Genomic DNA, 25,388 nt, shown 5'->3' with positions numbered 1-25,388 from the left:
GCCCTTCCTAGTATTTAAATAAGACTGTCAAGCTAATCAATTAAACTCACGCTTCTTTTCACAAAATTTGTCAATTCAGGCCCTGTCAACAAACCATTAGATAATAGTGCTAAATCAAAAGCTTGTTTTGCCAAATTCTCCTTCTCTTCGTCGTTTGAAGACGTTAAAATGCGCTTGATTAGCGGATGATTACCGTTAACCGAAACCTTATAGTTGTCAGGTAAATTGCCATAGAAGCTCATACCGCCGCCATTCTGTGCCATATCCTTCATTCTTCGCATAAATTCATCCATCGTAACCGTTACAGGCATCTCATCGGCGCTTAGGGCAGTAACCTCAACCTGCATGTTATCTTTCTTAATTGCTTTTTCAAAAAGACTTTTGACCGTTGTGCTTTCTTCTTCACTTAAGGCGAGTTCTTTTGTTTCATCCTTCTGGATTAGTTTATCCAATACATCTGAGTCGACGCGTTTTAACTGTGTTTTTTCTGTTTTTTGCTCCAAATAACTTACAAAGTGTCCATCGATCGGAGAATCCAATAGTAATACGTCATAGCCTTTCGTTTTAGCTCCTGAAATAAAACTATCTTGTTTAGCGGCATCATTTGCATACAAGTAAATTACCTGATCATTTTTATCCTTTTGAATATCCTTTACCTTTTCGGCATATTCCTTTAAGGTATAGAATTCCTTGTCTACATTTTGAACCAATGCAAAATCATTAGCCTTCTCCGCAAATTTATCTTCGCTAACCATACCATATTTTACGAAAAGGCCAATATCTTTCCATTTTTCCTCAAAGCCCTTGCGATCAGTCTTAAATAATTCGCTCAGTTTATCAGCAACCTTCTTGGTGATGTAATTACTGATACGCTTTACATTACTATCAGCCTGTAAGAAACTTCGCGAAACATTCAGTGGGATATCAGGCGAATCAATAACACCGTGCAAAAGCATTAAAAATTCAGGAACGATATCTTTCACCTCATCCGTGATAAAGACTTGACGCGAAAATAATTTGATTTTATTTCGCTGTAAGTCGAAATCGTTCTTAATCTTTGGAAAATACAAGATTCCGGTAAGATTAAAAGGATAGTCTACATTAAGATGAATCCAAAATAAAGGCTCTTCGGAGAATGGGTATAGTTCGCGATAGAAATTTAGGTAATCTTCATCCTTTAACTCAGAAGGGGCTTTAGTCCACGCCGGATTTGTGTTATTGATAATATTATCAACTTCAACAGATTTATATTTCGGTTTGCCCTCTTCGTCCTCACCGTCCGGTTCCGACGTTGTTTTTGTTCCGAACTTGATGGCAACCGGTAAAAATCTACAATACTTATTTAAAATGCCGTCTAGCTTCGCCTTGTTTAAAAACTCTTCAGATTCCTTATTAATATATAAGATTACGTCAGTGCCGCGGGTCGTTCTTTCGCCCTCGCTAATTTCATAAGAAGTACTACCATCACAGACCCATTTAGCAGCCTGTGCGCCATCCTGATATGAAAGGGTCTGAATTTCTACTTTATCAGCCACCATAAAGGCTGAATAAAAGCCAAGACCAAAGCGACCTATAATTTCATTAGCATCCTTAGCCTCCTTGAACTTTTCCATGAATTCGGTAGCACCGGAGAAGGCGATCTGATTAATATATTTCTTCACCTCTTCGGCTGTCATACCGATTCCCTTATCAGAAATCGTAATCGTTTTCGCCGTTTCGTCAAATGAAATTTCGATCGTCGTATCGCCTACTTCGCCGGCATATTGGCCCAAAGAAGCCAATCTTTTCAATTTTTGTGTAGCATCAACAGCATTTGACACCAGCTCCCGCAAAAATATTTCATTATCGGAGTATAAAAACTTCTTAATCACCGGAAATATATTCTCGGTATGAATTGAGATGTTTCCTTTTTCTTGCATAATATATCTGAATTAATAATTTCTGAATGGTGAACGAAAAGTCATCAACAAGCAATGTTCCAAAAAGCATACACGGTCAGTATGACAGTCTATACTGACAAAAAAGCCAGATTCGTACGCTGAATCTGGCTTTTCAATTATTTGAAAATATAATACTTGCTGCTACTGCGGAATATTCACAACGGTAGGCTGATCAATCCGATTTAAATGTTTATTAAAATTCTCAGCTAATGTGCTTATGGTTTGATAAGCATATTCACGTTGTTTGTTCCAGCTTCCCTGATTAATGTCTGTCATATCTTTCTCTAACGGAATTGGTTTCACTTTGGCAGGAACCACTTTGCCATAACGATCTTTGATATAGGGTTGGTAAGATAAATCGGTAAACCAATACCGATAGCCATCCCCTGTTTTCTCAAAAACCAGCTTATAATTTACCGCTCCTGCCACATAGTTTCCAATTGTAGCATGTCTCTTTAAAGCCGTTTTGCCTTCCACCGTTACACGTTCCTGACCCTCTGCGTTCAACTTTACTGCTTTCTTGTCAAAAAATTCACTAACATACGATTGAAAATCCTGCTTATCGTCAAGTTTTATTGCTTTCTCTTGATGATAAACGACGTACTTTCCATTTTGATCGGTTATGAATCCCCCGGTATTTTCTTGTCCTTTCACATCGGCAAAAAGCCCTGCAAATAAGAGCATAACAAAATTTACCATCTCAATTTAATTTAGCGTTATCAAATGTTTCTGTATCTTACATAGGGCAGCTCCCACCCTGCCACTACTTATCAAATATAGCAATTTTTACACCAAAAACCTATTTAAAACATTAAAATCCAATTAGAATCGAAATTATGTTCTGTTTGTTAAATTTTTCACTTCAAGTAATTTATAAGAAAACACCTCATTTGTTTTGAATTTCCGTTCAAAACAAATGCGTATTTCATAATGATTACTCACGAAACGAGCCGCAAGCGCACAAATCGAAGAAAACTTAAAATAAAGCGAAATTTCTCTTGATAACATAAGCTGTTTTTTTCCAAAAAAATATCGATATTTATACGCAATCCTAAATAAAAAACAAATCAAGCAATCTTGACTTAAAAAAACACAAAAGACACTCACTAAACTCTGTATTTTCACTGTAAAAATGCTCCAACTAGCTTACAAACCTTATTTTTTAAAAATGGAATATCCTTTCCGAATTGCGGATAACATCCGGACAGGAACTCCGATTATGCTTGTCAAAATTTCCTATAATGGCATAGATGGTTTCGGAGAAGCATCCATGCCTCCCCGTTACGGTGAAAATTTAGACACCGCCACTTCTTTCATAGAACGGCTGGAATTGACGCAATTTCGCTCTCCCTTACCAATCGACCCGATTTTATCCTATATAGACAATAGGCAAACAGGCAATCCTGCCGTTAAGGCAGCATTGGATATGGCGTTGCATGACTTGTGGGGAAAAATAACAGGTAAGTCCATTCATGAATTATACGGGTTATCCAACAGTAAGCTCCATACGGCAAAAACAATTAGTATTGAAACCCCTGAAATTATGGCGAGGCGAGTTACCGAGGCGAAAGATTTTCATTATTTAAAAATCAAGCTAGGCACAACTGACGACCAAGCAATTATCCGAGCCATACGAAATGTAACTGATAAACCTTTATATATTGACGCAAATCAGGGATGGGCAAATAAAGAAGAAGCGGCCAAATTAATTGACTGGTTGAGTACACAGGGCGTCATCTTTGTGGAGCAACCCATGCCTAAAAATAACTTTGACGCAATGGAATGGCTAAAAGGACGAAGCGCCCTACCAATTATTGGAGACGAGGGGATTCAGCGCTTAAAGGACATAGACAATGCCGAGTTATTTTACCATGGTGTAAATGTAAAACTCATGAAATCGGCCGGAATCCGGGAGGCGTATACCATGTTAACAACCGCTAGGAAAAAAGGGCTTCGTACGATGATTGGCTGCATGTCTGAAACATCATGTGCAACCGCTGCCGGCGCACAATTAGGAAGTTTGGCTGAATTTATTGATCTTGACGGAAATTTAGGTGTCACGAACGATCCATTTGTTGCTTTTCCATGCATTAATGGAGAAATCCAGGTTGATAATAGTCCAGGTTTAGGATTAAAAAGTCCGGCATGGGACACCATAGAACCATATATTGAAAACTAGTAAAGCTTATTCCCATTGATGGAAACAACACAGAGTACAAGCCCCTTAATAACAAACGATGCCGTCGTATTTGGTCTATTAATGACTGTATTGGCTTTGGTTTTTTACACTTCAAAACTACAAGCACCTTTTTGGAAACGCTTTTATAGTATTATACCCACAGTGCTACTATGCTACTTTGTTCCTGCTTTATTCAATACATTTAATTTAATTTCAGGAGAAAAGTCTGCTTTATATAGTGTTGCATCTCGTTATTTACTGCCAGCCAGTTTAGTTTTATTTACCATTGGCATCGACATAAAAGGTCTCAAACGCTTAGGCTCCAAAGCGGTTATTATGTTTTTTGCCGGCACTTTGGGCGTTATGCTAGGCGGCCCATTAGCCTTCATGGTAGTGGGATTTATTTTTCCGGACATATTACATTTCGGAGAAGAAGAAACCTGGCGCGGTTTAGCTACTATTGCCGGCAGCTGGATAGGTGGCGGTGCCAATCAAGCAGCTATGCTTGAAGTTTTCGGGGCCAGCAAGACTCTTTTTGCACAAATGATCGCTGTAGATGTACTGGTGGCCAATATTTGGATGGGGCTATTGTTATATGGTGCTCAAAAGAAAGAAAAGATCGATCGCTGGCTACGGGCCGATAACTCAGCCATCACCGATTTAGAAGAAAAAATGGAAGAGTTACACGCTAGCCAACCAAACTCATCTTCGGGGATATCAAGTTGGATCATCGTATTAGGAGTAGCCTTCGGTGCCACCGGCCTTTCCCATTTATTTGCCGATTATATTGCTCCATGGTTTGAAGTCCATTATCCACAAACTGCTCAATATTCGCTAACCAGCAGCTTTTTTTGGCTCGTAATTATCGCTACTACCTTCGGTATGGGTTTATCTTTTACAAAAGCACGTAAATTAGAACAGGATGGTGCTTCCAACATCGCTTCGCTATTTCTATATATTCTAGTTGCTACTATCGGAATGAGCATGGACTTAAAAGCACTGCTTGATAACCCAAAGTTTTTTCTAGTTGGAGTTATCTGGATTTTGAGTCACATCACCATTATGTTGCTGGTTGCTCGTCTTATCCGTGCTCCTTTCTTTTTTGTAGCCGTAGGAAGCCAGGCCAATATTGGTGGTGCCGCATCCGCCCCCATTGTCGCTGCGGCTTTTAGTCGCTATTTGACTCCGGTAGGTGTTTTATTAGCGGTTTTAGGCTATGCGGTCGGAACTTATGGAGCCTATATATGCGGAATTATACTCCAGGCGATCTCAAATTCAATATCCTAACCAAACGTGGCATGCGTTCTGAAATAAACCAATGTTAGTTCTGTTCGACTTTATAATCTTTTAAGATTAAAATAGCGGCATTTGTTTCATGATGAAAGATTTCATTTGTAACGCCGCCAACAAAAAGATTGGTCAGGCTTGAACTTCCTTTTACACCCATAATTATCATATCCATCTTGTAGTTTTGAGCGTGGACAAGGATGGCTGAAGCTATGTGTTTGCCATCTGCCCGCACAGTCTCTATCTTGCCTTCTATCTGATACTGCCTTAACCATTTTGACTTTTTCGCTTCGGTTTCTTCTTGCAAGAGCCTATTAATTTCGGATTGATTCAATCCAAGGAAAAAGTGAACGGGCGCTTTTGCTACGTGAATACAGGAAAACCGACCGTCCGGTATTCCTTTACTAAATGCCTCTCCTAAGGTATAAACTCTATTACTATATTTCGAGAAATCGATTGTACCCAAAATACGCTTTGGTTGAATAAATACGGTCTCTGGAACTAAAAGAATATCGCTAGATAATAACCGTGTGAGTTTTTGTGAAAGTGCCCCACTTCCCTCTAAATGTTGCTTGTTTCCTAAAATCACCAAATCGATCCGCTCATGTTTAGCTATTTGGTCAAAAGCATTTTCACTGAACTCCGCAGTTTCTACACGTATCTCATGGCTAATTGAAGCTAGCCTTACATCTTTCAACTGACGCATTATTCGCTCCTTTACGCGCTCCTTTATTTTGGACAAAGTAGATGGGTGTTTAAATTCGCTCGGTAATTCACGAAGACGGATATTATGTAAAAAAAATAACTTATTTATAGATAACACATCCAAAAGGCCGGAGAGATAATTGACGAGCACTTGGTCCATCCCGGACATATCCATTGCGATCAACACATTGTTTTTGTCTTTTGTTATCATTATTCTCTATCATGAATTGGATCGTTGCTGTCCAACAATCCCTGTACAATTTCCTTATAGCTTTTTTCTTGATGCAATCTTTGTTTTTTCAACTGTTTTCTATGCGCTTCACTTAAGCCTTTAAGTAAACTATAACACATCAACAAAATAATCATAGCGAAAGGCAACCCTGCTATGATTACCGCAGTTTGTAAGGCATTCAATCCTCCACCCCAGAGTAGTACAATAGCGATACCTCCTTGCAAGAAGGCCCAAAACACTCTTTGCAAAGCTGGTGTATGCTCCTTTCCTCCAGATGTTATATTATCTACAACTAAAGACCCCGAGTCTGAGGAAGTAATAAAGAAAAAAGCAACTAAACAAACAGCAATAGTTGACAAAATAGCCGTTAGCGGTATTTTTTGCAGGAAAACAAATAGGGCTGTTGAAATATTATCATTTACGGCCGTTATCATGGATAGGTCTCCATGCAAGATCATATGAAGTGCGGTACCTCCAAAGATAGTCATCCATAAAAGTGTTAATAACGCGGGGATTAGTAAAACACCTAAAACGAACTCCTTAATCGTACGTCCTTTTGATATACGCGCTATAAAACTTCCGACGAATGGTGACCAGGCAATCCACCACGCCCAGTAGAAAACTGTCCATTTATTTTGCCATCCACTTTCCTGATAAGCGTCATTCCAAGTACTTATCTCCACGAGATTTGCCAAATAAGTACCTACATTTTGAACAAAGCTCTTCAGTATAGATAAAGTTGGTCCTAAACAAAAAATGAGCAACATAAGTAAAAAAGCGAGAACCATATTTCCATTACTCAAGAGTTTAACCCCTTTGTCAAGGCCCGAAACAACCGATAATGTAGCAATTGATGTCACGGCAAAAATTAGTATCCCTTGCGTGGATATCGCCATATTCCAATCAAATAAATAATGCAGGCCGGCATTCATTTGTTGAACGCCCAAACCCAGTGAAGTAGAAAGGCCGAACAAAGTTGCAATGGCAGAAAAGATATCGATTGCATGTCCCCACCAACCGTGAATTTTTTCGCCTAAAAAGGGATAAAATAAGGATCTAAACGTTAACGGCAACCCGTGATTGAATGAAAAAAAAGCGAGGGCCAAACCAACAATTGAATAGATTGCCCATGCATGTAAACCCCAGTGCAAGCTTGTGTATTCCATCGCCTGTATAGCCTTTCTAGAACTGTCTAGTACTTCCCTGGGAGGGTTTGCAAAGTGAGAAACCGGTTCAGCAACACTAAAGAACATAATTCCGATCCCCATACCTGCGCTGAAAAGCATGGCAAACCATGAAACCGTGCTAAATTCAGGCTCTGCCTCTTCACCACCAAGTCTTATATTTCCAAACTTACTGAAGGCCAAGTACAAACAGAAACCTAAAATAGTATTCACCGTGATAATAAAAAACCATCCCAGGTTGTCCGTTATAATATACTGCGTTCTAGTGAACCATTCGTCCACCGAATCTTTAAAAATAAGACAAAGTAAGATGCTTAAGAACACGAACCCGATGGTGCAGTAAAAAACCGGCGGATTGATCTTAAAATTCAATATGCTTTTTTTCACCATAGTACATTCCTTCAGCAGGAAGTATAACTAAAAACAAGAACTTATCAAAGAAAAAAGGTTACTAATCAGAACATATTGCTCCTATATACAAAAATCGTCCACCGAAGTAAACAATTTTTTAAGGAAGACGTTTCCCTTCTGCACATAGTTTTCCAAATAGTTGGCATAACACCTCCATTTTATGAATGCTTATTGCGACTGATTTCTCTTATCCTCGTCAATTCTGAAGGAGACTTTACAAACGGCGCCATATGTTGTTATCTGATCATCCTTCACATGCACCTTGAAATCCTTTACATATACAGAGTCAACATTTTTTATTGTTTTTGTGACTTCTTTCACTGCATTTTTTATAGCATCATCAAAACTCACTTCTGATGAAGCAATCACTTCTATTACTTTTACTAAAGCCATAACTTACTCCATTTATATAGTTAAACATCTATTTATAATATTTTCCTGAATCATCTTGGATAATTTGTTCTATTTCCGCTGAGGTAAGGGCTACTACACTTCCATACTTCTTTGCTTCGCGGTCGTCTAAGTAAGGTTCCAATAAGATAAAAGGTTTCTCGGAGCCCTCTGTTAAACCGACATTTTCTGACCGAGTTAAATGCACATGCTTATATCCTGTATCTCTCCACTCCTTTAAGGCATATCGATCAAATCTATGCAGTTTCATACGGTTATATATTAACACATTAATACATCACTATTGATTAGAGCAAATATGTTTCCTTTTAACCGATTTAGGGATTTTTATTATGTTCTGAATTTGAGGATAAGGGTATCGCGCTATTATGGACAACAAGTAAAAAACGTTATAATTTGGCAAATTTTTGCAGGTGTCCTAAAAATAGCATAAAATGTTTACTATTGTAATCGCCTTGGAAAATAAACCGTAAGATATTAGAGTAGACGGGGCTGGCTACCAAGATGGTTCACATATGACTTTCTATAAGAATTTTGGCATAGCCTTTGTTTCTAAAAGAGTAGGTTTAGGTTGATTAAAAAATGAAAAGTCCGGTATCCCCAAAAGCCGGGCTTTTCTATTTAAAATTCCTTCCTTCAGGAAAGATCTTTTTCTGTGAAATATTCTGAATTTGACTTTCTTTATCATGGATGGGGCCCAATTCTTTATTAGTTTCATGAGCTGTTAGTAGACCCAAAAATCTTGAAAGATCAAAACAACGTCTTACAATAACGTGTACCACCTCGCCCTCGCGTTGAAGCTTTCCTTCTACCATCAGTAATTTAGCTCTGAGGATTTCCTTTCTATATTTCTCAAATAATTTTTGAAAGACCACTAGGTTGCTGCATCCAGTCTCGTCTTCCAATGTTATAAAGCAGATCCCACTTGCTGTTCCCGGGCGTTGCCGTACTAACACCAAACCCGCAACCTTTACCGTAACACCATCATTCCTCTCAGCTAAATCTTGAGCCGGCAACACATGAAGCAGGCGTAGTTTTTCCCTCACAAAACTTACAGGATGCGCTTTTAAAGACAAAGACATGGAAGCATAGTCTTGTAATACATGCTCGCCTGCGGTCATTTTTGGCAATTCAATCTGTACTTTAGATTCGTATTCAAGACCTTGATCTATAAACAATCCCTTTGGCCTTTGACGCAGCAGCGATATCTGCCACAAAGCTTGCCGACGGTCCAAGCCAAGCGACTGAAAGGCATCAGCATCCGCCAGTTTCTCCAAAGTTACCTGCAACACACCAATTTTCCATATAGAGTGAATACAAGTATAAGTCGTTTTTTTCCGAGCGTCAATTAGAACAGCGACTTCATCCTCCCGCAAACCTTTCACCTGACGGAAACCGAGCCGCATTGCATGAAACTCGCCTATTTTTTCCTCTAAGCTATTATCCCAATAAGAATAGTTCACATCAACCGGTAATACAGTAACGCCATGCTTTTCTGCGTCTATTACAATTTGAGCGGGTTGATAAAACCCCATAGGCATGCTATTAAGCAGTGCACAAGCAAAAACTTCCGGATGGTAACATTTTATCCAGGCAGAAACATAGACAAGCAGGGCAAAACTGGCGGCATGGCTCTCAGGAAAACCATAGCTTCCAAAGCCTTCCAATTGTTTAAAAATCCGCTTAGCAAAATCCAAGGTATATCCGTTTCTTACCATACCTTGGATCAGCTTTTCTTCAAAATTTGTGACAGTTCCCTTAGCCTTGAATGTAGCCATACTGCGACGTAATTCATCGGCCTCTGCCGCCGTAAAACCCGCTGCCACCATGGCTATTTTCATGGCTTGCTCCTGAAAGAGCGGGACACCTAACGTTCTTTTTAAAATTTCTTCAAGCGCCGGAGAAGGATACTCCACCGCTTCTTCTTCTCTACGGCGCCGCAAAAAGGGATGTACCATATCTCCCTGGATAGGCCCCGGTCGTACAATCGCCACCTCTATTACTAAATCATAGAAATTTTCAGGTCTGAGACGTGGCAACATGGATTGTTGTGCACGGCTTTCTATCTGAAATACACCAATTGTATCCGCACGACTGATCATCGCATAGACTTTAGGATTTTTCTCGTCAATTGAAATATTCGCCAATGAAAGATCGATACCTTTGTGCTGCTTAACTAAATTAAAAGCCTTCCGGATACAGGTAAGCATTCCTAAGGCCAGAACATCGATCTTAAGAAAACCCAACGCTTCTATATCGTCCTTATTCCATTCGATGCAAGTACGATCTTCCATACGGGCATTCAAGATTGGACATAAGTGGGAAAGTTTTCCCTGGGTAATGACAAAGCCGCCCGTATGCTGCCCAAGTTGACGAGGAAAACCAACGTATTGTTGCGTAAGCTGTAAAACTTTTCGAAGATGGGGATCCCTGGCATCAAACCCGTATTCGGTTATATGTCTTTCATCAAACCATTCAGGTGTAAATTCCCAAATCGACTTCGCGAGACGGTTAATGGTATCAACTGACAGCCCCATGGCCTTACCAACGTCTCTGATTGCACCTTTTTCATGTACTTGGGTGACTGTAGCCACAATGGCCGCACGATCTCTTCCATATTTGCGATAAATATATTGTATAATTTCTTCTCTGCGTTCATGTTCAAAATCGACATCGATATCCGGAGGCTCATTTCGAGCCGAAGAAATAAAGCGTTCGAATAATAAATCGAATTTTTCAGGATTAATTGCCGTAATTCCCAAACAATAACAAATGGTAGAATTAGCAGCTGAACCACGTCCTTGACACAAAATTCCTTGCTTATTCGCATAACGGACTAAATCATATACAGTTAAAAAATAAGCAGCATAATTCATCTCTTCAATAAACCCCAATTCATGCGCTATATTTCTTTTAATCTTGTCAGGAATTGTTTCACCATAGCGCTTTTTAGCGCCTAGCCATGCAAGATGGGTTAATTCTTCAAGTGGGCTACGTCCTTCCTCTGTAATTTCTTCCGGATAAACATATTTTAATGTATCCAATGAAAATTGGCAAGCCTCAACTATTTCCTGAGTCCGTAAAATAGCATCTGGGTATTGCCTAAAAATACGTTCCATTTCTTCCGAGGATTTGAGATGACGCTCCGCATTCTGGTGTAAACGAAATCCTGCGTTATAAATAGTACATTTCTCCCGTATGCAAGTCAAAATATCTTGCAGCTCACGGCGATCGGGGCTATGATAATACACGTCATTAGTTGCAATCAGGGGAATGTCATATCGGTTTGCAAGTTGAGAAAGGCGATATATTTTTTTCATATCATCACCTGTATAAGATCTGGTTATGGTCAAATAAAGATCCTTGCCTAATTTTATACGGTACTCTTCCACGTTTTGTATAAATAGCCGTTCAAAATTCAGATCATCATTTAACGTATCAGGCGGTACAATGACGAATTTTATACCTTCTTTAAATGCATATACGTCCATTTTACACAAATGACACGCTCCCTTTTCTGCTCTTAAATTGCCTGTACTGAGCAATGTTGACAAACGGCCGTAAGCAGCCATATCGGTGGGATAGGCCAATAAGCTCGGACCATCCAATAAATCCAACCGACAAGCCGGAATGATCCGTATACCTTTTGCCTTTGCTGCCACATGCCCTCGCACAATACCTGCCAAACTATTTCTGTCTGTAATTGCTAAGGTCTTATAACCATAAAGCGCTGCCTGCTCAATCAGCTCTTCCGGATGCGATGCGCCACGTAAAAAGCTGAAATTTGTAGTAACCTGTAATTCTGTATAATCAGCCATTTGCTTATGCACTTAAGCGAAGAAACCATGAAGGTACCAGATGTTCAATTTACCTTCATTATAATGTCCAACCCTAAAGAGCCAATAACGTTGCCCCTCTGCGTCTTCAACACAATAATAATCCCGATGTTCGTTGTCTTCCAGCCACCATTCATGAGCGATACGTTCAGGGCCATCAGCCTTTTTAACAGTATGTACTTTTCCTCGATAGCGAAAAAGCATGGGCGGATAATCAGGAACGGGGGCAGTCACTTCAATCTTTTCCGGTTTAGTGAGTATTCTGATGGGGCGTGGCCGTATTAGACTCCATTCCATCCCTGGCATTTCCTGTAAGGAACTTGTTGTTTTGAACGAACGCTCCGGCCAATAATGCGCTTCCGGTATATAACGCTTTACGCAATGATCACCCCACTTAGTCTTTATTTTATCAAGTAACTCTGCCACTTCTACATGCCCAACCCCGGCCCGTTCTATCCATAACACTTCTTGCTCGGCTACTAGATGTTCTACTTTTTTAGCTTCCAAAGTAAACAACTCAATGCCAAGCGCAGGCTCCATTGTAGCTATTTTAAGTTCAAACAACTTAAAAAGATGCTGACTATGACGAGAGGCTGCACTAGTTTCTATCTCAATTTTTTCGATTTTACCATCGACACGATATCCCATAAAACATGCGGTACGTAATCCTTTTTCCTCTCGCTCCAAGCGATCACATAATCCGTCCAATAGCTTTTTCAAGGCTATCTCAATCCCTCTAACGTTTATAATGGGTTCTAAGCAAGGTAAACGCTCCTGATAAGGTTGAATAGGCTGTATTGCCTGCACATTTTCTAATGCATGACCCAACGCTTGGTCAAGACGAATGCCTATTTCATTTCCAAAGCGTCTTCTTAAAGAAGCAGAGGGGAAATGGATAATATCGGCAATTTTATATAGTCCAAGCTTTTGAAGGAGAATAAGCAAATCTGAAGATAAACGAAGGGCTGAAAGAGGTAACCTAAGCAAAGCTGTATTCTGCTCCCCGGGAGGTATAATTGCATTTTCCCAACCAAAATGAGCTATGGCCCATGCCGCACCTATTGTGTCTGCCATTGCCATCCGTGTGTGATAACCCTGTTTTTTAAAGCTCATCTTAATGGCTTTGAGATAGGTACTCTCACCTCCCCATAGATGTGCACAACCACTAATATCCAAAACTAAACCATCAGGTGAATCAATAGCAACTACAGGCGTGTAACGAAGGCACCATTCACCCAAGCTTTTCAATAACTTTTCAGATAAATCAGGCCGGTCGTCCAACACTTGTAAAGTGGGGCAGATAGCTCTTGCGTCTGCCACTACCATCCCCACTTTGATTCCCTGTGTCATCGCCTCACGATTAACAGCTGTGATAGCCATACGTCCTCGTTGAGGCGTTGCTAGCACAAATGCTTTTCCACTCAATTCCGGTTTGTGAATGCTAAACCAATCTGTTTTTAAATACTTAAGCCATATGAAAACAAAACGTTGTTGCATATCACCCCCTTTTCAATAATCGCTCATGCACAGAATATTTCGGTTTTGTTATTAATTTAAAGGAATTAGCGCTCCATTCCATCTGCCAACTTCCCGGTCGTCCGTTCCGTATTTTAAGCAGCTCGACCTTCCAACGGGGAAATCCAATTCCCGGTATACCGTCCTCCTCCATCCCACTAGCCAGCGGAGAAATACTCCATCGGGAAATGCAACTTGTATTATTTAAATTTTTAGGCTTATGACGAAAAACAAACCCTGTGACCTGACTTTGTTCTACCGCAAGTTGCAAACGCCTGGAGGCCACCAGATTAATCTCTTGTAGTTCTGCTACAACAGCAATTAGTCGGTTACATTTTAAAGCTTCCTCCATCGCCCATAAAATGTCACGTTCTCGCTTCAGGTGAATAAATATAAGATGATGAGGTAGGATGTCGAATAGTTTACATGCCGGAGGGAAAAGTGTTGGTGAAGAGCTAATCCAAACACAAAGGCCTCTTTGCTGCATAAGTTTTCCTAAAATCCCACATATAAATCCACTGGTTGCGGCAGCCTGCTCATCGGACATACTGATGAACTCATGTATCGCTCCCGTGGGAAAACGAGCGTTGGGAAAGGCCTCTTTTATGGGTTCAAGCCCGGCATGAAAACCTGACTCGTCTAATGCCGGCTTGAACCCTTCTAAAAGAAGGATATCCTTTTGCAATTGGGCAATAATAGCTGCTCTATTTGATAATGTACGCATCAGGATTCTAAACCATAAAACCAAAAACTTTAGCAAAGTTACTAATATTATTAGTAAAACCAAATTTGATTTTATTTGGAATCCGAGTCCATTGCAACAGCTAAAAGGCTGTTCTAAAAGTTGAAAGATTCTTAAATAGATGAATGCGTCCTATTGCTTAAATAAATTTATGGTATAATCGAGCAATTCCTGACCTCCCGATTTTCCGTGCCCCGGAATGATTAGCTCTGCTTCAGGATATTTTTGTTTAATCTTCATAACCGTTTCAGACCAGCTCTCCACGTTTGAATCTCCCAGATATCCCTTTGAAGCATTCATTTCTTTAATCAAACAACCTCCAAACATAACTCTTCGACTTGGGAAATAACCTATTATATTATCCTTCGTATGTCCTTCACCATTGAATTCAGCAATAATTTTTCTTTCACCTACTTTTAGTTCGAGTTTTTTATGAAAACCATGTTGAGGCATGATCAGGTTTTTTGCTTTGGCAAAAGCTATTGTTTTATTGCTAGCATAAGAAGGAATTCGATTCTTATGAAAGGCCGCCAGACCGCCTAAGCAATCATCATGAAAATGGGTTGGAATAACTGCTACTATTGTGCAATCCAAACTATCTTTAACCCAATCAATCAAAATGTCGGCTATAGAATCATTGGTTGGTGTATCAAAAACAATGGCCTCTCCTCCATCATAAACAATCATACCATTGCAGGGCACTTTCCCAAAATCGTCTGTTAACAAATAACTGGTGTGCTCATAAACATTATCTTTTACCTTTTTAATGGTAAAGTCGTCGGAGACGTAACTTTTGTCAGTTTGCGCGCTCAATTTGCAGCTAAGTAAAAGAAAGGCTAATCCGTAAAAAAAACAGTGTTTCATGCAGCTTTATATTAGTAAAATGGTTAAATATCACCTGTAATTCCCCATGTAGCGTATTGCCCAGGAGAACAAAGATAGATTATTATGCTCCAAATCTATTCGATAAGCCTTTAAAAAATCACCGTAAGTGTTGATTGTAATGATTGATTCAGGGACTGCTTTTCCACAGTTATTTCACTCATCTTCACATACATATACATTTTTACGCAAAAAAAACACAAATACAAAATGCCATTTTAGGTTTCTCATCCTAAAGCTTTACCTTTGAAACGTACCAAATAGATTTTGTTATGGTAAGTTCAACAATAGGATCTGTTATAACCAACAACAGTGTACATCCCGCTCATCCTTTCATCAAAACACTAATGGCTATTGCCAGAGGAATGAAAAAAGACGGCTTTTCCGATGCTGAAATCGCAAAGGAGACTAATTTATCCCTTACATTGATCACTAAACTTAAGCAGAAACAACCAACAACACCATAAGTTGGATCGATAAGAACGGTGTAGACATACGAATCAAATTAGCCTAAAATGTTCCTAACTGTGTGATTGCAATTGTTTGGAAGATTCTACTGAACACGCACATATCGCTCGATAATCTCACGATTAATGCCTTCGCTTTCCACCTTTTCCGTTCCTTTCTGCACGAGTGTATCATTAAGAATAGTAACTTGAAAATTAAAGGTATTCCCCTCCCAATTTCGATTAGCATAAAAGTCTAAATATTCGGTATAAGCATTTCCTTTCAGCGTATATCTACCACCGCCGGCGTCAAAATGATGGGACGAATCTTTAGGTGTATTTTCATCATGTCTTAAAAAGGCGAAGTGAGAATCGTTAATAATTTTTATCATACTTGTCCCTTTGCTATAATCGGTCGTAACGCTGTCTTTGTCTGTAACGACGGTGGCAGACAGCAATTTCCAAGTACCCTTTATAGGTACGAGCGAATGATCAGATCCTGTGCAGGAGCATATTCCTACAAAAAGCGTTATAATTGGCCAGTTTAGTTTTTCCATTTGATAAAATTATAAATAAGAACGGATGAACGCAACATAAACATTATCAGATATTAGCCGTTCCACATGTCAAATTGTCCTTCAACGTAATTGCCTTACTACCTAAAGCCGCCAAATTGACCTAAGATCGCCTATACAACGATTTGGTATATTACTTGATAGCTTTAGGTAGAAATAGTTTCATTTTCTTGGTAAATAAATAATTAAATTTAAAAAAGGAGGTTATTTATGTCACTGATTAAAAGAAACGGAAGTAATTTTCCATCATTTCCAGCATTTTTTGATGATCTTTTTGCCAGCAATCTCTTTGACTGGAACAATAGCAATTATTCATCCACGCAAACAACAATCCCATCGGTAAACATCCGGGAAACCCATGACAATTTTGAAGTTGAAATGGCAGCTCCCGGCATGAGCAAGGATGACTTTAAGGTAGAGCTTGATGGCAATACCCTGACCATTTCTTCAAGTAAAAAGCATGAGCAAGAAGATAAGCAGGACGGCTACAGCCGAAGGGAGTTCAGTTATCAGTCATTCCAACGCAGTTTTACTTTACCCAAAGACGTCGTTGATGAAGATAAAATAGGTGCTCAATACGAAAATGGTTTGTTACGTTTAACCATTCCAAAAAAAGAGGAAGCAAAGAAAAAAGCACCTCGCCTTATTGAAATTTCTTAGTAAGAAAGGCTTGTAAATACAAGCCTTTCTTATATCTGCACTTCTTACAAAGAGTAAACACACGCATTCTTGTCATTATTAATTTATTAATTTCATATGTTCTATGAAGATTGCACAAGTATCCCCATTGTTTGAGTCTGTGCCTCCTAAACTATATGGCGGTACGGAACGGGTTGTCTCCTATCTTACAGAAGCCCTGGTAGATCATGGCCATGAGGTCACTTTATTTGCATCCGGTGATTCGGTAACTCGTGCGAAACTTGTCAGTCATACGCAAGAAGCACTGCGTTTAAACCCGAAAGTAATCGATCCCTTAGCCTTTCATATCTTACAGCTACAAGAAGTGATTGAACGCGCACATGAATTTGATATTATACATTTTCACACAGATTATCTTCACTTTCCCGCTTCACAACTTTTACAAAGGCCCTGTATTACGACACTACATGGCCGCTTAGATATACCTGAGTTAAAACCACTATACGATAAATTCGACACGCAAGCTATCATCTCCATTTCAAACAGTCAGCGGAACCCTTTACCGCAGGCAGCATGGATGGATACTGTGTATCACGGTCTTCCCAAAGATTTGTATCAAGCAATTGAAACAAAAGACGACTACGTGGCATTCATTGGCAGAATATCGCCGGAGAAAAGGCCTGATAGAGCTATCGAAATTGCAGAAAAAGCGGGCTGCAAAATAAAAATAGCAGCAAAAATCGATAAAGCGGATCTATCCTATTTTCATGATCATATAAAGCATTTGATCCAAAAGCCTTTTGTAGAATATATCGGCGAGATCGGGGAATCTGAGAAGAATGATTTCCTTGGAAAAGCCAAAGCGTTATTATTCCCGATCGACTGGCCGGAACCTTTCGGAATGGTTATGATTGAGGCAATGGCTTGCGGCACTCCGGTCATAGCGTATGCCCATGGGTCTGTTCCTGAAATTATTGAGCATGGAAAAAATGGCTATCTTGTTTCCTCGGTCGAAGAGGCTGCACATGCCATTGGAAAAGCGTCTGCTTTAGATCCACGAATCATTAGACGTTTGTTTGAAGAACGCTTTAGTTCAGATAGAATGGCCCAGGATTATGTCCGTAATTACGAACTATTATGTAATAGACATCGTATATCTGTAAGTCATCATTCAAAAAAATTCGATTCAATAGACAGCAAATTAACAGCGTAATATTGGAACTATGGAAAGTTACGAGGAGAAGTTTAACGTTTTAAATCATTGCGATACCTTTGCTATACTTAACCGTTGGGGCAATATAGATTCCGGCGGCAACCAAATTCAAGGAATATATAATCGGGATACACGCTTCATTAACCACTTACATCTGTTACTTAACGGAATGCCCCTTGATTTACTCAGCTCAAGCATTACCGAAGAGAACGGGACACTGTCTACCGACTTGAGCAATCCCGGGTTTACATCTTTAAATGGTATCAAGGTCGCCGCTGCTTCGCTACATATTCATCGAAGCCAATTTTTAAAAGATGAGGTTTTTCATGAAAAACTGGATATTCAAAACTATCTGGATCATCCCTGTTCTGTTAAGTTGTCTTTAGTTATTAAGGGCGACTTTGCTGATATTTTTGAAGTACGGGGTGTAAAACGCAAAGCAAGAGGACGACTTATGCCCTTGACCAAAAGTGAGGATGGGCAGTTAGTGATCAGCTATGAGGGACTGGACCATATTAGGCGGAAGGCGATTATATACTTTTCGCAGCCATTTGAAGCAGATTTAGCGCATCAATTGCTTCATTTTCCACTCGACTTAGCAGCCAAAGGTCTCGGTCAACTGGAATACGCCATTCATTTTGAGCAAACAGGACGAGCATCGCAACCGAAAATTGCCTATGAAATGGCAAAAGACGAACTGATACCTAGGTTAAAGCATAAAAATGCATACTTCCCTATTATTGAAACGAGCAACGAGCAATTTACACATTGGCTGAATCGTTCACAGGCTGATTTAGTCTCCTTAATGGCAGAAACACCTTACGGTAAATATCCTTACGCCGGTGTCCCTTGGTACAATACAGCTTTCGGACGGGATGGCATCATCACCGCTTGGCAGACATTGTGGCTCGCCCCACAATTGTCTAAAGAGGTATTGCTCTTTCTTGCCGCACATCAGGCCGAACAAGAAGACAAAGCTTCAGATGCTGAACCAGGCAAAATACTGCATGAGATGAGAAATGGCGAAATGGTTGCGTTAAACGAATTACCTTTTAAAAAATATTACGGAACAATTGATGCTACCCCGCTTTTCATTATGTTAGCTGGCGCTTACTATCAGCGCACAGGCGATCTTTCTACAATGAAGCAATTATGGCCCCACATTGAAGCTGCTTTAAATTGGATCGACAACTATGGTGATTTTGACGGTGATGGTTTTGTAGAGTATCAACATAAAGCGGAAAAAGGATTGACTAATCAAGGATGGAAGGATAGCTTTGATGCCATATCACATGCTGATGGTACACTGGCCAAAAGCCCTATTGCCTTATGTGAAGTTCAGGGGTATGTATATGCTGCCAAGAAATCCGCATCCTATATAGCCTACGACTTAGGTAAAACAGCCGTTGCACAAAAACTGAAAAAGAGTGCCCTTGACTTGAGAAAAAAATTCAACGAACAGTTTTGGATCGAAGAGAAGCAGTGCTTTGCTTTAGCGCTGGATGGCGACAAAAAACCATGTATGATAAACACTTCGAATGCGGGGCATGCGCTGTTTACGGGGATTGCCTATGAACATTTGGCATCAAAACTTGTAAAAACCTTACTCCATCCCGATCTATTTGCTGGTTGGGGTATCCGCACATTAGCAGCAAATGAAGCGAGATACAATCCGATGTCTTATCATAATGGCTCTATTTGGCCTCACGATGTAGCGCTGATAGCCAGTGGATTTGCAAAATACGGTTTTGTTGCTGAAGCAGCCCGATTAACAACTGCGTTGTTTGACGCTTCGCTCTTTATTCCTCTTCAACGATTACCTGAACTTTTTTGTGGTTTTGAAAGACGTCAGGGTGAAGGGCCAACGGCTTATCCGGTAGCCTGCTCCCCGCAGGCGTGGTCCGTGTCTTCGGTATTCTTGTTGCTACAATCATTGCTTGGTTTAGAAATTATTCCTGACAAAAAAGTTATTCATTTTAATAAACCTTACCTGCCGAGCTTTCTAAGCTGGATAAAACTAAGTGGTATCCAAGTAGACAGTTTACGAATCAACTTGGAGGTTCTAAGGCATAAAAGCAACGAGCACGTAAGCATACACTGGAGCAACCAACCCAAAGATTGGAAAATGGAAGTAAGCATGGAATAATGATCGATATATCCGGTATTAGTTCGATTAATAGTGAGGGTTTAGACGTCGTTTCGCTAAAGGCATTCGTAGGGTATAATCGAAAGACGTACAAAAATTGTAAATTAGCTGAGGTAATGATTAACGATGGCTTCAAAAGACGATATAATATTTTTAAAGAAGGCAATTGATTTAGCGGTAACAGGCGTTAAACAGAACAAAGGAGGGCCTTTTGGGTGTATCATTGTAAAGGACGGCAAAATAATCGGCAAAGGATGCAATTCAGTGACGTCTACTATAGATCCTACTGCACACGCGGAGATGGTAGCTATACGAGATGCCTGCAAACACCTTGGTGAATATCAATTGGATGACTGCACACTCTATGCTTCTTGTGAACCATGCCCTATGTGCCTAGGCGCGATCTATTGGGCGCGGCCATCGCGTGTAGTCTATGCGGCGACAAGATTTGTAGCAGCACAAGCTGGCTTTGATGATGCCTTTATTTATGAAGAAATAAATTTAACAGGAACAGAAAGAAGAATTCCCTTCGAATTTCGACAAATTAACGAATCACAGGCGCCTTTCTTAAGCTGGGAGCAAAAAGAAACGAAAGACCTTTATTAATCTACTCGTTAATCCTCAGCTAGTTCACTGTGTTAAAATATTAAAAGCGTTATTAATTAAGTAAGCGTTGCCAGCTCTATACAATATCGATCGATGCACTTGAGTTAGGCGTAGACATGTTGGCGATCTGTGAAATAAGTAGTTCTGCCACCTATCTTTTCCGTTCGGATCGGATTACCTTGTGGATCTTCTTTGGCCTTCACACGATGAACCTTCATAAAATCGCGAATTTCACCGCTTATGATATCGGGGTGTTCTTTTAATATCATTTTTTCCGCCTGCAATAAAACTTCTTTAATACTTTCCACTAATTCGCTTACTTTTTCTTTTGGTATTTTATTGGCGATAGATTGCGGTGCAATCTTTGCCTCCCAAAGAATTTCATCCGCATAGGCATTTCCAATACCACCGATTATATGTTGATCCATTAGAAGTGTTTTTATGATTGCCTTGCTGTTTTGAAGGATCATATACAGTCGTTCAACATGCAGATCATCCGACAAAGCATCTACCGACGCTGTCCGCTTCGGATTTAGCTGAATATGGGCCATCTTTTGAAAGTCTGTTATGAAGAGCGTTTGAGCCTTTTCGAATTTCAAGGATAATAGGGCATACTTAGGGTTTTCTTCGTTGGTATATACCAGTTTACCGTGAAGCATTAAATGAAGAGATAATAACGTATTTTTTCCGAAATCGAAATAAAGTTGTTTTCCTAAGCGATATACTTTCTTTAATTCACGTTTTTCCAAAGCTTCTTTGAGCTCTTTTTCCGGAACACTGACTTTTTTATGCTCATGAACATGTATCCGTTCCAGTTTTTTCCCCTTAAGGATTCTCGTAAGGTTTCTACTAAAAACCTCTAAATCGGGTAATTCCGGCATAACTCCTCCCTACTATAAATCAACGATAACTGTATCTAGGAACAGTTATAAATACAAAAAGTTGTATTTTTTTACAATCTTAATCGGAAAAGCAACTTATCGAACATGATTTGGTCGTCTACGATTAGCGATAAATTTAAGCCCTCTTCTTCGGAGTGAAATGTTAATTGTCCGTCGTTCACTTTTAGCCGATATTTCTTGAAAAGAGTTGAGCAATCGATCATAGGTAATAAGCCCAGCTATTTCACGCTTTCTATCGATGACCGGAAGGCAGTGCTTATTTTCTGTTAACATAACGTTCAATGCAGCTCGTAGGCTGTTATCTGTATAAAGGGGCTTAACCGATTTTTCAATTAGCGTACTTACTTGTGTTTTGTCATTGCCGGTAAATTTATATAGCTCTTTTGTAGCGATAAGCCCCACATATTGTTGTTCCTCATTAACAATGATCAAATAATCGGGTCTTTCCGTCGATTTATTGAACCAATCTTGTGCTTCCAGGATACTTACTGTCTCCAACACGGTCACAGCTACCTGCTGCATGATTTGGCCAACATTAACCATTTCCAATAAATTCGGTTCATATTCATCAGGGGTTAAAACACCGCGTCGACTAATTTTTTCAGTCATGATTGTATTGCGCATAAATAGATAGGATACCGTATAAGAAGCAACACAGGCAGCAAGCAAGGGAATAAGGGCGTTAAAATGACCGGTCGTTTCCAATGCGAATAAGATAGAAGTAAGCAAGGCTCTTGATGCACCTGCAAACATGGCTGACATGCCAATCAGAGCAGCCAGGGCCAGGTTAATATCCAAATCGGGCATTAAATGTTTAAAGACCATGGCAATTAGCACGCCTAAAGCAGCTCCAATCGTTAACAACGGAGCTAATGTCCCGCCTGACGTACCGCTACCTAAGGCTAAAACCCAGGAAAGATATTTAAAAACACACAACGTCAGAACAAAATACAGCGGCATCTTACCCGAAAGGAGATCCGTAATATTTTCATAACCAACGCCCAGTGTGCGAGGAAAAAAATAGCCAATCAGTCCTACAGCAATTCCACCGATTGCAGGCCACCATACCCAATGTATTGGCAATTTTTCAAACAAATCTTCAACCGCATAAACCGACTTGGTCACTAAAATTGCCAAAAAACCGATCAGCAATCCCATTAAACTATAAAGGAAAATCGATACGTTCGAAACCACATCGATGCTGGCACCGCTGAAAAACACAGGAACGGCGCTGAATAATAAGTGATGTCCTGCCGCACCCGTTATACAGGCCAGTGCTACAGGAATAATGGAACGAGGTGTAAATTCGAAAAGGAGTAACTCAATCGCTAGAAAAATGGCCGCTATCGGTGTCCCGAATATGGCTGTCATTCCTGCCACGGCTCCTGCTGAAAGCAAAATTTTCCGTTCCGTATGCGTGATGCGTAATAACTGACCTAAAGTCGAACCTAAAGCCCCACCGGTAGCAATAATCGGCCCTTCAGCACCAAAAGGCCCACCGGTTCCTATCGCTATTGCTGAGGAAATTGGCTTTAGGTAAGTGATAGTAGGACGTATCTTGCTCTCATTCGTCAGAATTTGCTCCATGGCTTCGGGAATACCATGACCTCGAATTGCCTTTGACCCATATTTAGCCATTAATCCTACAATAATGCCGCCCAACGCAGGTATAGCGATGACGATCATTCCCAATTGATTATGGGCAGGAGAAACCTCATGAAATGATAAGTTTTGATAGAACGATAAGTTGGTTATTAGACTGATTAAATAGACTAAAAAACGAGCAATTAAACTGATGGCTGCTCCTACAGCTACGGCATAACAAGATATCATGATTAATCTTTTCTTGTTCCTTACTTGCTGAGGATAAATGGCCTCCGACTCCAAAGTGGATGACAAGGAAACGGAAATAGGAATTCCGGACTTCTTAGTTGACATGTTATAAATTTGATGCAAAAATATGACTTATATCATATTTTAAAAAATCTTTCCATCAATTTTTGTTACATCACAGTCCGAATCACCTTTGAATCAATCTGATAGTGTTTAATTGGCACAATAGGCTTGTAATAGCTTCTTATCTAAAATCTTAATTTTCTTTCCATTTAATTCGAGCGTATTCTCTTCCTCCAGCTGTTTGAGCATTCTGAAGAAGGTTTCATAGACCGTTCCTGCATAATAAGCCAAATCTTGCCTCTTTAGTTCAATTGCAATAAATCCAAGGCTATCGCAGCCAAATTGTGCTTCCAGGGTAATAACCGTATTCGCTACCCTTCCCTTCACTTCCATTAATGCTAAATCACGCATTCTTTTTTCGGCGTCGCGTAATTCATTAATATGAAAGTTCAAAAATTTTCTGGCGAAAGCCGAGTCGGCATCTAACAAGCGGTCAAAGGAATCGAGGCTAAGCGAACATACGTAGCTTTTTTGGAGGGCAGTTGCGGAAATTGGGTATTTCAAGTCGCCTCCCATTCCCCGATATCCCAGAACTTCGCCTGGCCGATTAAAATGGAGTATAAATTCCCGATCTTCGCTCCATTTCATATGGGTCTTGATACAACCTTCTGTAATAAAATAAATGGTATCAGCTTTATCGCCTTCTTTAAAAAGTATTTGGCCTTTAGCTATTTGACCTTGGGTGCCTTTGGCCTTAATCGCTCTAAATATTTCATCGCTAACTTGATTACAGAGAAAACAGGTTGACGCACCGCATAGTCGTTTAATTGAATCCATATCTGCAAATGTAAAGGGAATAAGCCTATAAAGAAATAGTCGACTCAACCAATAGGCAGCTATTGATGAATTTTGCTTGGCTAGCATCATTCTCACGCATGAAATTTAAGGCATTTACAACATTATCTATCGTCATTTGTTCTTTTAGGGATAAGCGATCAGTTGACGGTAGCTGGTCATAATGCATCGAAGATAAAAGAGAAAACGATATGAAGTTCGCAATTAACATGTTAGGGGGGTTAGCAGGAGCCCTTATTTTAAATATCATTCACGAAAGTGCTAAAAAACTGTTTAAAGAAGCGCCGGAAATCGACAAGGTCGGGCAGGAAGCTATCAAGAAAACCAGTCGGACTGTTGGCATAACACCTCCAACCGGAAAAAAATTGTATGCAACTACGCTTTTAAGCGATCTTGCCAGTAATACCATGTATTACAGTGCTATTGGGAAAGGCGATTCACAGGGCTTGTTCTGGAGAGGCGCAGGTTACGGATTAACCGCTGGACTTGGAGCAATCGGTCTTACAAAACCTTTGGGATTAAACGACGCACCAATCAATAAAAGTATGGTTAGTAAAATTCTCACGGTAGCTTGGTACACCCTAGGTGGAATCGTTGCAGCATCAGCTATTAAGCTGTTGGATATGAAGAACGATCATGTAGTTGGCCGGAATAATTAAAATTAACGATTTTATCACTTAGCCATCTGAGATTCAAGGTTTATAAGAAGCATTGAATATCTGTTGTGATGATGAATATTTGCAATCGCACAGAGATGAAAGGATTCATAAAATGAAGTTAATTAGG

General features: G+C 39.9%; 22 protein-coding genes. 8 read left to right on the top strand and 14 right to left on the bottom strand.

All coding sequences use genetic code 11. From position 1 onward, the window contains the following. Window positions 1–32: 32 nt before the first annotated feature. Complete coding sequence (gene htpG, locus ACH11B_RS18120) at window positions 33–1,919, bottom strand: molecular chaperone HtpG (RefSeq protein WP_013666516.1); 1,887 nt, start codon at window positions 1,917–1,919, stop codon at window positions 33–35. 162 nt (window positions 1,920–2,081) lie between these two features. Beyond that, the gene (locus tag ACH11B_RS18115) at window positions 2,082–2,639 is read right to left on the bottom strand and encodes a hypothetical protein (protein WP_013666515.1); all 558 of its coding nucleotides are present in this window, start codon (window positions 2,637–2,639) and stop codon (window positions 2,082–2,084) included. 469 nt (window positions 2,640–3,108) lie between these two features. Between ACH11B_RS18115 and ACH11B_RS18110 the strand changes: the two genes are divergently transcribed. Both ACH11B_RS18110 and ACH11B_RS18105 read left to right on the top strand, forming a co-directional pair. Next, entirely contained in the window at window positions 3,109–4,119 is a 1,011-nt protein-coding gene (locus ACH11B_RS18110; RefSeq protein ID WP_377609159.1) for a dipeptide epimerase, read from the top strand. An 18-nt stretch (window positions 4,120–4,137) separates the two neighbouring features. Further along, window positions 4,138–5,406: a DUF819 domain-containing protein gene (locus ACH11B_RS18105; RefSeq protein WP_130857853.1), complete on the top strand. Its 1,269-nt coding sequence runs from the start codon at window positions 4,138–4,140 to the stop codon at window positions 5,404–5,406. A 34-nt stretch (window positions 5,407–5,440) separates the two neighbouring features. Here ACH11B_RS18105 and ACH11B_RS18100 read toward each other — a convergent pair whose 3' ends face one another. From ACH11B_RS18100 to bla, 8 genes are all read right to left on the bottom strand, one after another. Continuing rightward, window positions 5,441–6,322 (bottom strand): universal stress protein, encoded by an 882-nt coding sequence (locus ACH11B_RS18100; protein WP_149105658.1) that lies wholly within the window; start codon window positions 6,320–6,322, stop codon window positions 5,441–5,443. Continuing rightward, window positions 6,322–7,917 (bottom strand): BCCT family transporter, encoded by a 1,596-nt coding sequence (locus tag ACH11B_RS18095; RefSeq protein WP_377609161.1) that lies wholly within the window; start codon window positions 7,915–7,917, stop codon window positions 6,322–6,324. The genes ACH11B_RS18100 and ACH11B_RS18095 overlap by 1 nt, the downstream gene beginning before the upstream one ends. Window positions 7,918–8,106: 189 nt before the next feature. After that, window positions 8,107–8,331 carry a dodecin family protein gene (locus ACH11B_RS18090; RefSeq protein WP_013666510.1) on the bottom strand — a complete coding sequence of 75 codons (225 nt, stop codon included), beginning with the start codon at window positions 8,329–8,331 and terminating at the stop codon, window positions 8,107–8,109. Window positions 8,332–8,359: 28 nt separating this feature from the next. Continuing rightward, window positions 8,360–8,599 (bottom strand): hypothetical protein, encoded by a 240-nt coding sequence (locus tag ACH11B_RS18085; protein ID WP_149105656.1) that lies wholly within the window; start codon window positions 8,597–8,599, stop codon window positions 8,360–8,362. A 367-nt stretch (window positions 8,600–8,966) separates the two neighbouring features. After that, window positions 8,967–12,167 (bottom strand): error-prone DNA polymerase, encoded by a 3,201-nt coding sequence (locus ACH11B_RS18080; protein WP_377609163.1) that lies wholly within the window; start codon window positions 12,165–12,167, stop codon window positions 8,967–8,969. Window positions 12,168–12,179: 12 nt separating this feature from the next. Then, on the bottom strand, window positions 12,180–13,682 hold the full coding sequence (locus tag ACH11B_RS18075) for a DNA polymerase Y family protein (protein WP_130857858.1): 1,503 nt from the start codon (window positions 13,680–13,682) through the stop codon (window positions 12,180–12,182). A gap of 1 nt (window position 13,683) precedes the next feature. Further along, complete coding sequence (locus ACH11B_RS18070) at window positions 13,684–14,424, bottom strand: ImuA family protein (RefSeq protein WP_377609165.1); 741 nt, start codon at window positions 14,422–14,424, stop codon at window positions 13,684–13,686. 150 nt (window positions 14,425–14,574) lie between these two features. Continuing rightward, the gene (bla, locus tag ACH11B_RS18065; protein ID WP_130857860.1) at window positions 14,575–15,306 is read right to left on the bottom strand and encodes a subclass B1 metallo-beta-lactamase; all 732 of its coding nucleotides are present in this window, start codon (window positions 15,304–15,306) and stop codon (window positions 14,575–14,577) included. A gap of 290 nt (window positions 15,307–15,596) precedes the next feature. Here bla and ACH11B_RS18060 point away from each other — a divergent pair, with 290 nt between their 5' ends. Further along, on the top strand, window positions 15,597–15,791 hold the full coding sequence (locus tag ACH11B_RS18060) for a carbohydrate-binding protein (RefSeq protein WP_013666505.1): 195 nt from the start codon (window positions 15,597–15,599) through the stop codon (window positions 15,789–15,791). 86 nt (window positions 15,792–15,877) lie between these two features. Here ACH11B_RS18060 and ACH11B_RS18055 read toward each other — a convergent pair whose 3' ends face one another. Continuing rightward, on the bottom strand, window positions 15,878–16,327 hold the full coding sequence (locus ACH11B_RS18055) for a hypothetical protein (RefSeq protein WP_377609167.1): 450 nt from the start codon (window positions 16,325–16,327) through the stop codon (window positions 15,878–15,880). A 228-nt stretch (window positions 16,328–16,555) separates the two neighbouring features. Here ACH11B_RS18055 and ACH11B_RS18050 point away from each other — a divergent pair, with 228 nt between their 5' ends. The 4 genes from ACH11B_RS18050 to ACH11B_RS18035 all read left to right on the top strand — a co-directional run bounded on the left by ACH11B_RS18050 (window position 16,556) and on the right by ACH11B_RS18035 (window position 20,949). Then, complete coding sequence (locus ACH11B_RS18050) at window positions 16,556–17,005, top strand: Hsp20/alpha crystallin family protein (protein ID WP_013666503.1); 450 nt, start codon at window positions 16,556–16,558, stop codon at window positions 17,003–17,005. Between the two features lie 103 nt (window positions 17,006–17,108). Next, entirely contained in the window at window positions 17,109–18,197 is a 1,089-nt protein-coding gene (locus tag ACH11B_RS18045; RefSeq protein ID WP_149105650.1) for a glycosyltransferase family 4 protein, read from the top strand. Between the two features lie 10 nt (window positions 18,198–18,207). Beyond that, window positions 18,208–20,343 carry a glycogen debranching N-terminal domain-containing protein gene (locus ACH11B_RS18040; protein ID WP_377609169.1) on the top strand — a complete coding sequence of 712 codons (2,136 nt, stop codon included), beginning with the start codon at window positions 18,208–18,210 and terminating at the stop codon, window positions 20,341–20,343. A gap of 126 nt (window positions 20,344–20,469) precedes the next feature. Then, window positions 20,470–20,949 carry a nucleoside deaminase gene (locus ACH11B_RS18035; RefSeq protein ID WP_377609171.1) on the top strand — a complete coding sequence of 160 codons (480 nt, stop codon included), beginning with the start codon at window positions 20,470–20,472 and terminating at the stop codon, window positions 20,947–20,949. A gap of 104 nt (window positions 20,950–21,053) precedes the next feature. On the opposite strand, the gene ACH11B_RS18030 is transcribed toward ACH11B_RS18035, so the two are convergent. From ACH11B_RS18030 to ACH11B_RS18020, 3 genes are all read right to left on the bottom strand, one after another. After that, entirely contained in the window at window positions 21,054–21,830 is a 777-nt protein-coding gene (locus ACH11B_RS18030; RefSeq protein WP_377609173.1) for an Fpg/Nei family DNA glycosylase, read from the bottom strand. Window positions 21,831–21,926: 96 nt separating this feature from the next. After that, window positions 21,927–23,789, bottom strand: a complete 1,863-nt coding sequence (locus ACH11B_RS18025; RefSeq protein ID WP_377609175.1) for a chloride channel protein — start codon at window positions 23,787–23,789, stop codon at window positions 21,927–21,929. A 108-nt stretch (window positions 23,790–23,897) separates the two neighbouring features. Beyond that, window positions 23,898–24,584, bottom strand: a complete 687-nt coding sequence (locus ACH11B_RS18020; protein WP_377609177.1) for a Crp/Fnr family transcriptional regulator — start codon at window positions 24,582–24,584, stop codon at window positions 23,898–23,900. Between the two features lie 209 nt (window positions 24,585–24,793). Here ACH11B_RS18020 and ACH11B_RS18015 point away from each other — a divergent pair, with 209 nt between their 5' ends. Further along, window positions 24,794–25,261, top strand: a complete 468-nt coding sequence (locus ACH11B_RS18015; protein ID WP_013666496.1) for a hypothetical protein — start codon at window positions 24,794–24,796, stop codon at window positions 25,259–25,261. The last annotated feature ends 127 nt before the right edge of the window (window positions 25,262–25,388 follow it).

Origin of the sequence: Olivibacter sp. EAT-5, from assembly GCF_044784325.1 — a bacterium.
Taxonomy (GTDB): Bacteria; Bacteroidota; Bacteroidia; order Sphingobacteriales; family Sphingobacteriaceae; genus Olivibacter; species Olivibacter oleidegradans.
Note: the sequence above shows the minus strand (reverse complement) of the source record. Positions and strands in the feature narration are given on the sequence as shown.